At 68.8% G+C, this 11,916-nt stretch carries 7 protein-coding genes and 2 pseudogenes; 3 read left to right on the top strand and 6 right to left on the bottom strand.

What is annotated here, in order from left to right:
- Positions 1 to 35: 35 nt before the first annotated feature.
- Positions 36 to 1,454: a glycosyltransferase family 39 protein gene (locus ASD48_RS30005; protein ID WP_057605055.1), complete on the top strand. Its 1,419-nt coding sequence runs from the start codon at positions 36 to 38 to the stop codon at positions 1,452 to 1,454.
- A gap of 228 nt (positions 1,455 to 1,682) precedes the next feature.
- Here the strand turns inward: ASD48_RS30005 and ASD48_RS30000 are convergent, their stop codons facing one another.
- From ASD48_RS30000 to ASD48_RS29980, 5 genes and pseudogenes are all read right to left on the bottom strand, one after another.
- Complete coding sequence (locus ASD48_RS30000) at positions 1,683 to 2,522, bottom strand: transposase family protein (RefSeq protein WP_057604888.1); 840 nt, start codon at positions 2,520 to 2,522, stop codon at positions 1,683 to 1,685.
- Positions 2,523 to 2,575: 53 nt separating this feature from the next.
- Positions 2,576 to 3,022 (bottom strand): hypothetical protein, encoded by a 447-nt coding sequence (locus tag ASD48_RS29995; protein ID WP_057604887.1) that lies wholly within the window; start codon positions 3,020 to 3,022, stop codon positions 2,576 to 2,578.
- Between the two features lie 837 nt (positions 3,023 to 3,859).
- Complete coding sequence (locus ASD48_RS29990; RefSeq protein ID WP_242432783.1) at positions 3,860 to 4,420, bottom strand: GNAT family protein; 561 nt, start codon at positions 4,418 to 4,420, stop codon at positions 3,860 to 3,862.
- A 58-nt stretch (positions 4,421 to 4,478) separates the two neighbouring features.
- Positions 4,479 to 5,510: pseudogene (locus ASD48_RS29985) on the bottom strand (helix-turn-helix transcriptional regulator); the annotation flags it as partial.
- A gap of 437 nt (positions 5,511 to 5,947) precedes the next feature.
- Positions 5,948 to 6,667, bottom strand: a complete 720-nt coding sequence (locus ASD48_RS29980) for a TetR/AcrR family transcriptional regulator (RefSeq protein ID WP_057604884.1) — start codon at positions 6,665 to 6,667, stop codon at positions 5,948 to 5,950.
- A gap of 114 nt (positions 6,668 to 6,781) precedes the next feature.
- On the opposite strand from ASD48_RS29980, the gene ASD48_RS29975 reads away from it, so the two are divergent.
- Together ASD48_RS29975 and ASD48_RS29970 are read left to right on the top strand one after the other, a co-directional pair.
- Entirely contained in the window at positions 6,782 to 7,483 is a 702-nt protein-coding gene (locus ASD48_RS29975) for an NAD(P)H-binding protein (protein ID WP_057604883.1), read from the top strand.
- A 22-nt stretch (positions 7,484 to 7,505) separates the two neighbouring features.
- A pseudogene (locus ASD48_RS29970) lies at positions 7,506 to 7,817 on the top strand (VOC family protein); the annotation flags it as partial.
- 365 nt (positions 7,818 to 8,182) lie between these two features.
- Here the strand turns inward: ASD48_RS29970 and ASD48_RS29965 are convergent.
- Positions 8,183 to 11,212: a tetratricopeptide repeat protein gene (locus ASD48_RS29965; RefSeq protein ID WP_057604881.1), complete on the bottom strand. Its 3,030-nt coding sequence runs from the start codon at positions 11,210 to 11,212 to the stop codon at positions 8,183 to 8,185.
- Positions 11,213 to 11,916: the final 704 nt, after the last annotated feature.

Here is an 11,916-nt window from a genome sequence, read left to right as displayed (position 1 = left end):
CGGGCCCGGCCAAGGCCGTTGTCGTCATCGCGCCCTTGGCACTGACCATCGCTCTGGGGCTCTGGGGTATCCGCAGGAAGAACACCATGTGGGGGGACGAGTCCGTCACCTATCAGCTCGCGCACCGCGATCTTTCGCAGATATGGCTCACCGCCCAGCACATTGATCTGGTCCATGCCCTCTACTACGCCGTGATGCACGAGATCTTCGGCCTCTTCGGCCGAGGGCTGCTGACATTGCGGCTGCCGTCCGTGCTGGCTATGTCCGTGGCGGCGAGCGGAGTCGGGCTTCTGGCGCTACGCCTGGCGGGACCCCGTGCCGGGCTGCTGGCCGGGCTGGTGTTCCCGCTCCTTCCCCAGGTACAGAAGTACGCGCAGGAAGGCCGCTCGTATGCCATGGTCTGTGCCCTGCTTACTTGGGCCACCTATGCGCTCGTGGTCAGCGTCCCGCATCGCACCCGGTGGCGGTGGGCGGTCTATGGCTCCACCATGCTGCTGGCCTGTCTGCTCCATGAGTTCGCGGTCCTCGCCCTGGTCGCACACGGCGTCACACTGGTCGTCTCCCGTGCTCCACGACCGGTGCTGAGGGCGTGGAGTGTGGCTGCCGCGTGCGTCGTGGCCGGGCTGTTGCCGCTGGCAATCTGCAGTGCGGGCCAGTCGGAGCAGGTGTCCTGGATCGGCGGACCGGTGCGGCCTGGTTATTTCCTGGTGGTGGCGGTCGTGGGCGTGGCGTGTGCCCTGGCGCCCCTGAGGGTGAGGGGGCCCGTGCGGCTTTCCGCGCTGGCTGTGCCGATTCTTGCGCTTCCGGGCCTTCTGCTGCTGATCGCCTCACTGGTCAAGCCCCTTTTCGTCGACCGGTATGTGCTCTACAGCAATATCGGAGTCGCCTTGCTGCTGGGCGCCTGGACGGACTACTTCCTCCGGCGGCAGCGGTCTTCCCGCTACGCGTGGATCGCGGCGGTTGCCGTACTGGCCGCGCTCGTCCAGCCGAGCCTCTCGCTGAGGACGCCCCAGAGCCGGAGCAATGACGTCACCGCCATCGGCGCCACTGTACGCAAGGAAGGCCGTCCCGGCGACGGTCTGCTCTATCTCTCCGGCCAGCACCGGATCCTGACTGCGGCCAACCCCGAGGACACCCGTTTCCTGACAGATCTCGCCCTGGCACAGGACCCCGTTTCGTCGAACACACTTGCAGGTGTCGAGTTTCCCGCCCAGGAAATTGCGGCACGCATGCTGGAATTCGACCGGATCGTCGTGGTCCGCGCGGCGGGTACGCACTCGACCAACCCGCAGGAGGAAGCGAAAACAAGCACCCTGCGGCGCCACTTCCGCGCGTACGGAACAACCCACGTCAACGGGGCGCGAGTCACCGTCTATGTCCGAGACCACGACCCGTCTCGGAAGGCCGGCCCTGGGTCCAACAGCCCGAGAGAGAGCGGTGGGGTGATGAGGTGACCGCGACTGGTGCCGGCCGGCCAGCACCACCGCCGTCACGCTGTCCCGACCCGGAAGCCATAGACCTCGGCTTGCCGATCGCTGCTGCCGTGGGAGGCTGCGGCTGTTCTCCGCCGCTGCCCAACTGGGAGGTGCGCAAGCTGAAGTTGCTGGTCACAGGGCTGGTGTGCGTGGGCATCGGGATGCTCGTGCTGGTCGCTGGCAGGTGACTTTGGTGAAGATCGTCGGTCATCGGGCGACTTCGCGGTTCGTGAGGACCAGCAAGGCCCTGACCAGGGAGGTCGCCCAGGAGGGGTCGGTGCGCACCTTGCCGAGGACGCGCCAGTTCTTGAGGTGGGCAAAGCCGTGCTCGACGGGTGCCCGGACGGCCGCCAGTGCCGTGTTGGACAGCTTCTGGCCTCGCGTCAGGGGCCTGTTCCGGGCGGCCTTGTAGCCGGTGATCACCGCCGGTTCGGCGTCGGGGCCGCCGTCGTCGAGGCCGACGAATCCCAGGTCGGCGATGGCGCCGAGCCCGACTTCCCGCAGTTTCCGGGTGAGCTGGTCGTGCCGGCAGGCGGTGATCTCCGAGGTGCGCCCTGGGCGGGCCGCCGAGATCCACAGCAGCCGGCCCCGGTCGTCGGTGAGGGCGATCACGAGCAGGCCGTGACACTTGTTCTTGCCGGAGTAGTTCTTCCGGTTCTCCTTCCCGGTTCTGCGCCGGGTGCGGACCACCGATCCGTCCAGCAGTACCATGCCGCCACCCATTCGGGCGATCTTCTTCAGGGCCCGGTCCAGGCGTGGGGCGCGGGCGGCGAGCAGGCCGATGACCTCGCGGACCCACCGGGTAACGGTGGTGCGGTGTACTCCGTTGCCGCCGGCCAGGTCGCCGGGCCGCTGGTCACAGCGCAGCACTGCCAGCACGATGGTGGCGATCTTCCCTGCGGGCAGGGCGCGCCACCTGGAGCCGATCTTCTTGAGGTGGCCGCGTATCAGGTCGGCGCGCCAGTTCAGAGTGGCACTCGACAGCGGCAGGCGGGCAGTGTAGACGAGGCCGTCAGGGCCCTCGACGGAACTGTTGTTTTTCTTCACACCAAACTCAACTGCCGTCGAAGAGCCGTCAGTTACGCCCCCGACCCGCACAGTTATGGGCGTGCGGTGAACTGCCCGTCAGGGCGTTTGTGCAGCCAGCCGCGGTCGGCGAGCTTGGTCATCTTTGCCCGCAGAGGCTCCAGCTTGCCGCGCACCGAGGCGTCCAGGCCCAGCCGCTCGCCGACCGCCCTGACCTGCACCGGGCCGTCGGCCTCCCGCACGATCGCCAGGATCTTGCGGTAGTCGCCGGGCAGCGCGCTCTCGTCGGCCGCGTCGCTGCGGTGCGGGATGAGCAGGACCGCCCGCCCGGCCACCTTCACCGACACCGGAGCGACAGCCCCGGCATCGGCCTGGGCCTGCTCGGCCAGGCGGTTCAACACCCGCTCCGCGATCGCCAGTTCATCCCGCTCGACCTGGACCTCCTGAAGCTGCTTGGCCAACTCCTCAGCGAGAGCGTCCAGTCCGCTCCGGCGGGCCGTGATCCACTGCCGCTCCTGCATCCCCGCGCCCTCCCGCGCTCTCACAGCGTGTCGACCTGCTGACGGATCGCAGGCGGGGGCCGGTCGTGGGCGCAGCCGAACCCGGCATCCTGCCGGAGCCGGACCCGCCCGATGATCTACGCCATGGTCATCGGCCGCCGACCGGCACGAGTACCCAACTCGCCATTCACACCAGACCCGTGACCTGCGACTTCACGATGCACACCGCTCATTGGGCAGCGACAGGACGGGCCTGGAGGCGGCCGCTGGGGCTGCGCGGGTCCCTTCGGGGCGGCGTGGGCGCCGGAGCGGCTAGTGCCATCGGTGGGCCGGGGACCGGGGGTGGGCACCTGTGGTGCGGAGGCACGAACGGGTGCGGATGCTGGGCGGGACTCGGTCGGCGTCGTGGACTGCGGAGCCGGCTCACTGCTGGAGCCACTGTCCCGGCGGCCACGGGTGCGGGACGCGGCGGGTCGGGGTGCCGGCCGGGTTCTGGAACACCACGCCGTCGGCGCCTGACTGGAAGCAGGGCGCTCAGGTGTCCCCGGCCGCAGTGACGGCGATGCGCCGCTGGGGTCGGAGTCGGTGTCGTCGCTGGTGTCCGGGTGGTCCTCCAGGACTGCGTCGGCCAGGCGCACGGCCTCTTCGCCCGCAGCGGTCAGCCGGGTGTTGCGGTCGACGGGTGTGTGCCGAAGCACGATAGTTGGCACCAGGGAGGTCGACTGAGCTGCTGCCCTCCCAGCGTTGAGGCACTGTCGTCGTCACCGAAACGACACGCTGCTTGTCACCAACGCCAGGGCCGGCAGGGTTGTTGTCACCGGCCTCGCTGCTCCTTCGACGCGCTGGGATGAGTCCGGGTCAGGCCGTTCGCTCTCCTTTGGCGCTGGGCCGATCTGAGGCAGGGCTCCTGGCTGAGGCGATGTCGTCGCGGAGCAGGCTGGGGCGCACGACGTCCCGCCACTGCCCGTCCCGGAACACGCAGCTGCGCAGCACGCCCTCGCGGGTGAAGCCCGACTTCTCCAGTGCGCGCTGCTCGGCGATGTTCCCCATCTCGGTGTCCGCCTCGAGTCTGACCACCGGTGTGTGCGCGAACAGGTACCGCGTCAGCAGCCGCTGGGCCTGCGTGCCGACACCCCGGCCCCGGGCTTCTGACAGCAGCTGGGCTCCGATGTTCCAGCAGTAGGAGCTCCTCGAGGTCACGACCTTCCGCCATGCCACGAAGCCGAGCCGGTCGGCGCCGGTTGCCACCATCAGCTGACCGCCCTCATCGCTCAGCAGGCCGTCCTGCGCCCAGCGCCGCCGCCAGCGCCCCGGATCTGACCAGCCCAGCCACTGGAAGGGCCCGGTCGCCTCCGGATCTGTCAGGAACCGCTCAAGCACCGAGACCACCCTCGGCCACTGGACGCAATAGCACGGCATCGTCGCCCATCGAGTCACTCTAGACGTGCCGACGATCTTGGTGACAAGAATCCTGCTGGGTGGCCTCCGGCGGCGCCGGGTCCATCGGCTCCGTGCCCAGCGAGCCTGGGTTGTGGCCGGACACCCAGTTCCGCTCTCCCGGTCCTGCACGGCTTTCGTGGGCGGGCGCAGCGCGGTCATCAGCTCCAGGCGCGAGACGGCGGTGGAGCCGCGCGAGGTGATGACCCGGGTTGCGAAGACGCCGAGGACGCGGGCGATGTCGGCGGGCTCCATGTCCGCGACGCCGGGCCGGGACCGCTCATCGAGGGCGTCCCAGGACAGGATCGCGAGTTGCACGCACTGCCGCTCGCGGCCCTGGGCCTTGCGGTAGATCCGCGCCCAGGGGCCGAATCCGCGCTGGGTGAGCTGCCACTTCGCCACCTGCTTGACGACGGCGTGGTCGGCGGGCAGGCGCAGGGAGCGGCGCTGCTCGTGGCCCTCCAGGCGCTCCGGTGGACCCAGCTTCACGGCGGCCGCGGCGGTGAGCACGATCAGCGGGTCGGAGTCCTTGCCGAAGCGGTTGAGCTTCGCGGCGCCGAGGCTGGACTCGCAAGCGTCCACTCCACCAGTTCCGGGACCGTGCGAGCGGGGCAGTCGAGCACGATGCCGTCGGCGCCGTACGCGGAGCCGTCACCGTCCAGCAAAGCGAGCGGGCCGTGCGGAAACCGTGAGTCGAACGGGGGCTTGGCAGCCTTCTTCGCCGCCGGAAGCCGCGAGGTCGCCGGGCGCTACGGCGCGGCCGCCCGGGCCGGTCCCGCCGTCTGCGCCTTGGACGTCTCGGACACGGCCGGGCCCGTGGACGTCTCCCGGACCGGCGCTGGCGGGGACTCGGGAGCGGGGGCGGGCGCGACGGCGGGAGCTGCGTGGGCGGGGTACTTCGCCGCACAGCCGTTCAACAGCAGCTGGTTGCCTCCAATCGGGGCGGGCGCGGCTCGGAGCGGCCGTTCTCCCAGTTCTTCACGCTCTGCGTTGTCGTCTTCAGCGCGGTCGCGAGGCGGCCCTGGGTGATGCCGGCGGCCTAACGCAGCCGATGCCGCGGCGCACGCTCCAGCCGGGCAGCGACGACCCGGGCGCCGACACCGAACTCGCCCCGACCGACCTGCCCGCCGGCTGCGCCCGATGCGAGGGGACCGACCGCAACCGCAAGCCGGTGCGGCTGCCTTCGTCGGCGCGTACGGCCAGCAGCTCTTTGGGCTGGCCCTGTTGACGGTCGGCCACCACCTGCGGCAGCACCGTGACGGCATCGTTGACACCCGTCTGGCATCCGGCCGCCTTGGAAGGCGCTGGTGGCCTGGACGGATCCGCGTCCCGGGCTATGCCATACCGGCGCCCGAAGGGATGGGCTTGGACGCGGGGGCCTACGTGTCCTTCGACGCGGACAGAACCCTGGCCAGGGCATTCCCGCAGCCATAACGGATCCCGGCGGTAGTTGCTTGCCCTACGGAGGCGAGTCAGCGGTCCTGTAGCTGGGTCGCTTGCGCAGGGCAGTCAGCTCTGCGGTGTCAGGCCCAAGGACTGGATGAGCTGGGCCAGTTCTTCACGGAAGAGCTTTTCCGGGCTGAGGGCCTGGCGCTGCAGGTGGCCGTAGATCTCCAATGACACCAGGCCGTGCAGGTGGCTCCAGATACGCAGGGCAAGGGCCACGGCGGCCGGAGGCAGGTCGGGGAAGGCCGGGCGGACCTTGTCCAGCAGACCGAGGTCGAAGTCCGACCACTCGAAGTCGCTGTCCGAGTAACGGAGTTCGGCGTGCGGCCAGGCCGCGGCTGCGAGTGCGGTGATCCCGGTGCAGACGCGGCGGGCGGCTTCCGGAGCAGCGCCGCCCTCGGGCGGCTGGTAGCCGGGGACGGGGTCGCCGTAGATGAGGCGGAAGCCCTCGGGGTTGGCCAGTGCCCAGTTCCTGAAGGCGCGGGCCCATGCCTGGATCCGGGCGGCCGGATCCTGAGCAGGGGCGGCGCCCCAGGCGGCATCCACAGTGTCGGCCAGCGAGGTGTAGACGTTACTGATCAACGTGGTGACCAGGTCGTCGCGGGTGGCGAAATAGCCGTAGATGGCGTTGGCCGTCATCCCCATCTCGCGCGCGATGGCCCGCAGCGTGATCGCGTCCGGTCCCCCCGAGGCCATCAACTCCAGCGCGACTTTCTTGATCTCGGCGGTCGTCTCGGCCCTCAACCGCTCGCGGCGCCCCTTGGTGCTTCCCACGCTTTCCATGGCCACTCACTCTACAGCGTCACAATACTGTGCACCGTATTAATACTTCACACCGTATAGTCTCTGCATGCCATGAAGACAGGCGGCGGTGAGAGCAATTACCCAGGGAGAGCCATGCATATCGGAGTCATCGGGGCCACAGGCGGCATCGGCAGTCGCGTCGTCACCGAAGCCCTCGACCGGGGGCATCACGTCACGGCCTTCAGCCGCGACGCCACGCGGATCGACGAGGACCGCAAGAACGTCGTATGGAAGAGCGTCGACGTCCTCGACGCTGACGCCGTCGCCGCCGTAATACCCGGCCTGGACGTACTGATCAGCGGATTCCAGCCCGGAAACGCCGCCAGGGACATCGCCGACACCGTGGTCCGCTCGATCGCCGATCCCACGGTGTACGTCACCGCCGCGCGAGCGCTCCTGAAGGCGCTGGAAGGTCAGCCACGGACCCGGCTCATCGTCATCGGCGGTGCCGGCAGCCTGGAGATCGAGCCCGGAGTCGTACGGGCCGACTCCGACGAACTCCTGCACGAAGCCCTCGACGAGATCGGCCTGCCGAGGGAGTACGCCGCCGCGGTGCGTGGCCACCGCGACGCCCTGAACGTCCTGCGCACCTCCAACCGGCTGTGGACCTACTTCAGCCCCGCGGAGGGCATCGCACCCGGCGAACGCACGGGCCGGTTCCGAATCGGTGGCGACCAGCCGGTACTCGATGCGGAAGGGCGCAGCCGTATCTCCATGGAGGACGCCGCCGTCGCCCTTGTCGACGAGGTCGAACTGCCACGCTTCGTCCAACGCCGCTTCACCATCGGCTACTGACCGGCGATGGTGTCGGTCGGCTCGGGTGATCGACCGGAGCGAGGGCAAGGTCGAGATCGGCTCCTGGGTGCCGACCGTCGAGGATGTCCGGGCCCGCCAGATGCCACCCACCCTCGTGTTCATCCATGTGTCCGAGGGCAAGACCGTCAAGAACCGGCTTCACCTCGACGTCAGCCCGATCGATGGCAGCACCGAGGACGAGGTGACCAGACTGCTGGGTCTCGGCGCCGCCAAGGTGGACGTGGGCCAGGGCCCAGACCGGAACTGGGTGGTCATGGCTGACCCCGAGGACAACGATTTCGACGTCCTGCGCACCTTGGCACCGCAGGACTAGGCCGCCTTCCTCGGATCGCCTTTCCGGGCAGATGAAGACTGCGGCGAGGTCGAGTCCGGCGAGGTCGAGTCCGGCGAGGTGGAGTCCGGCGAGGTGGATGGTCGCGGCCTTGACGTAGCGGGTGGCCAGCCACTGCTTGATCTTGTTGATGCACCGGTTTCGACCGCGTTCCGCTGCTTCCAGACGTCCCGGTGGAAGGCCGGCGGACGACCGCCACACCGGCCGAGCCGCTTGCGGTTCGCGGTCGACGCTCGCGTCGACCGCGAAGGCCCTGTCTAGGTCGCCTTGGGTCTCGGCCCGACCCTGCATGAAGAAATCAACGCCGGCGCACTGCCGGCGCTGTGCGGGCGGCTCGATCCGGGGCGTCACGAGCGATTTCCCCGGACTGCGGCCAGATTGGCTGCGACCAAACTGGTGCGCTGGTCGTCCGTGCCGAACGTTCGCCTGCAATCGGTCAGGAGACGTTCGAACAACTCGATGGCCCTGCTCCGATTGCCGACTTGAAGGTGCGCGTTGGCCAGGTTGTTGAGGGAGCCCAGCGTGTCGGGGTGGTCATGCCCGAGCACGCGTTGGCAGTCGGCTGTGACGCGTTGATGCCCTTCGATTGCTTCTCGCCGGTTCCCCGCCGACTGGTGTGCGGTGGCGAGGTTGCTGCGGATCCCGAGGGTGTTGACGTGATCATTACCCAGAAGGCGGAGGGAATCGTTCAGCGCACGTTCGTACAGGGTGATGGCTCGCGTCGGGTTGCCCGCCTGCAGGTGGGTGGCGGCGAGATCGCGGAGTCTGCCCAGAGTGTCCGGGTGGTCGGTGCCCAGCGCCCGCTCGGCTCCCGCCAACGCCTGCTCGAACAGCGGGATCGCTCGTTCATAGTTGTGTGCGGACGCGTGGGCTTCGGCGAGGATGACGCGGACACTCCTCGTACTGGGATGGTCAACGCCCAGTATGCGTATCCGGTCTGTCAGGGTTTGCTCGTACAGTCTGATCGCTCGGGCCGCGTTACCCGCCAAGGAGTATGCGACGGCGAGGTTGTGGCGGGCAGTGGCCGTGTCGCGATGGTCCATGCCCAGTACTCGTTCGGCCTCGGCCAGGGACTGACGACACAACAGGATCGCCTGCGGCTTGTTGCCCGCCCTGGTGTGGGCTTCGGCCAGCTTGCTGCGAGCGGTGAGAGTATCCGGGTGATCGGCTCCCATGACCTCCACGCAGTCGTCCAGCGCCTGCTGGAGCAGCGGAAGCGCTCTGTGCATGTCCCCCGCTGCCGAGAGTGCCAGGCCGAGGCTGCTCCGAGAGAGGAGTGTGTCGGGATGTTCGGCACCGAGGGTTCTCTCTCGTGCTTGCAGGCTGCGCTCGTACAGGTCGATGGCGCCTTGCAGGTCCCTGTTCAACATGCGGGCGCGGGCAAGACTGCTGAGCGTGGTGAGGGTTCCCGGATGGTCCGCACCGAGCACCCGCTCCTGGTCCGCCGCGAGGCGCTCATACAGATCAATGCCCTTGTCAAGGTTCATGGAGACGTGGGCGCCGGCGAGGTTGCCGCGGGTGGCGAATGTGTCGGGGTGATCGGGTCCCAGGACTTGCTCGGATACGGTCAGCACTCGTTCGTACTGGTTGATTGCCGTGGGTAGATCGCCTGCCTTCGCATAGACATCAGCGAGGGCGTGGCGGGTGGTGAGCGCATTCGGGTGGTCGGGGCCGAGGAGCCGTTCCTGAGCGGCCAGGGCGCGCTCAAGCATGTGGACGGCACTGCGCAAGTCGCCTGCCGTCGCGTAGGCCTGGGCGAGGCTGCGATGCAGGTTCAAGGTCTCTGGGTGGTCAGGGCCCCAGATCTGCTCGTAGTCGTCCAGGATTCGCCGGTAGAGCTGGATCGCCCCCGACAGGTCGCCCGTGTCCTGGTAGGCGCGGGCAAGGTAATGACGGGCTGCGAGGGTGTTGGGGTGTTCGTCGCCGAGCATCCGGGTGAAGCCTCGTTCGGCGCGCTCCAGGTGTGGAGTGGCCAGGGGGTTGAGCCACTGGTGCTGAAGGAAGGCACCTGCGCGACAGATGACGTACGCGGTCAGGAGACTGTCGGTGTTCGGGCTGGAGTGTTCTGCCAGGGCGTCGATGTGTGGGATGAGGACGCGCCAGGCAGCGAACCTGGCTGGATCGTCCACGGTGGCCGGCAGTGCGGTGTTCAGGCACGTGACGGCGGCGTCGCGGGCCTGGGCGATGTCATGGGGCTGACGGTGGGGATCGCCGGGGTCGGCAGCTCGGGTGACAGCCTGGACAAGTCTGTGCACATCCAGGGACTCTTCCGTAGCGGTGATCATGCTGTAGGCGGCGAGGCGTCCTACGGCGTCCACGACGGCGGGCGCACTGCCGAGGGGGTCGATGAGGGCGCGCGGGATGGTGTTCGGGGCGTACCAGGCGAGGACGCGCAGGATGTGTCCGGCGAGGGGGGTGTCGGTGAGGCGGTCAAGGGTGATGGCCCAGATCCGGGCGATGGTGCGCTCGCTGTCGTACCGTTCCTTGGCCTTGCGGTACATGTAGGCGGGGTCTTCTGCGAGCAGTCGCAGGTAGGCGCGGGGATTGATGCCGGTCTGGACCATGTAGGCGCCGACCTGCTCGACGGCCAGCGGCAGGCAGCCGACTTCGGCGCACAGTTCGGCGGCACCGTCCAGGTCCGCTGTGGGGCGAGACCCGTCATGGGTGAGGATACGGGTGAGGAGGGTGAGAGCCTCGTCAGGGGTGAGGATGTCCAGGTGGATGGGATCGGCGGTGTCATGCCAGCCGGACGCGAGGCGACTGGTGATGAGGATCCGGCCCTTGTCGGCGTAGGGCAGAAGCGGTCTCACATCATCGGGGTTGGTGACGTCGTCCAGGATGAGCAGCCACCCGTGGTGGGTGGCCAACCACTGCATGGCTCGCTTCGTCAGTTGTTCCTCGGGCAGCCGGTCGAGGGCTGGCTGGAGAGCGGCGGCCAATGCTGCCAGCCCGGCGGCCAGGGCACCCGGGGAATCGGCGGTGATCCACCAGACCGGATTGTCCGCATCCTTGCGGGTGGCGGCCCAGTGAGCCGCCAGGGTGGTCTTGCCCACCCCGCCCAGACCGTGCAGAGCCTGCACGACGGCCGCCCCCGAACCGCTCAGGGCGGCGTCCAGCAGTGCCAATTCACGGGCCCGCCCGACGAACGACGCATGAGTACCGGGCAAGTTCACCACCCCGGGAGGGGCGTCCACGGTTGCCGGTGGGCGCAGCTCTTCCGCCGGCACGTGCACGATCGTCGTATGGTCCCCGGTACTCGCCACCCCCAGGAACGGGCCGCCCTGCGTATCGATGGCGATCGCTCGTTCGCCTGATGCGATGACAGAGGCCGGCGTGGGCCCGTCCGGCTCGACGGTGGGCCTGCGCGACTTGCTCACGGGTGGTTCCCCTCCTACTGCCGATCACCAGTGGCGATGTCGCCGTCCATCGCATCGCCGAGAGCGACCGATCGTTCGCCGGAGGCGGCCACCAAACCCTGGTGCGACCCACCCTGCGGCTCTGACGGAACAGAAGGCTCCGGGGAAGGCGTGGTCGCTCTACCCGACGTCTGCCCGGCGGCAGCGGAGCTCGTGCGCGCTACGCCGACGTCGCCCGTCGAGATGTTCCCCTTCACCGGTCCTCCCACCGCGACAGCCCTCTGTCCGGACGCCTGAACGCTGCGCGCCTGCCCGCTTCCGGTGGCGCCTCCTCCACCGGGGGGTGTGGCGAAGCTCTGTCCCCACAGCACCGAGACCGCGGCCACCGCCGCACCCAGCGCCGACGCCACGCCCCACCGCGCGCCCGCGTCGTGCACCAAGGCCGGCAGCAGCCATAACCCGCACACCATGGTCGGTACGACAAAGGCCGCCATCGTCACCGAACCTGCCAGCAGCCATCGCGTTCCAGCGTGCAAGGAACCCACCCCCACTCAAGATCCGACATGCCATCACCCAACGGGTTCAAGCCTTCGTGCCGATCAGAACGGCCGGCCCGCGTGCTGTGGTGCCGTGTGCCTCTCGACCGAATCCAGGCCTCCATGGCTCCGAGCAGCGCTTCGCCGGCTGCGGCCCCGGGCCAGGCGACCGCATCCCCTTCCGCAAGG

This window comes from Streptomyces sp. Root1310 (assembly GCF_001426425.1).
Classification (GTDB): domain Bacteria; phylum Actinomycetota; class Actinomycetes; order Streptomycetales; family Streptomycetaceae; genus Streptomyces.
This window is presented reverse-complemented; position numbering and strand designations above follow the sequence as displayed.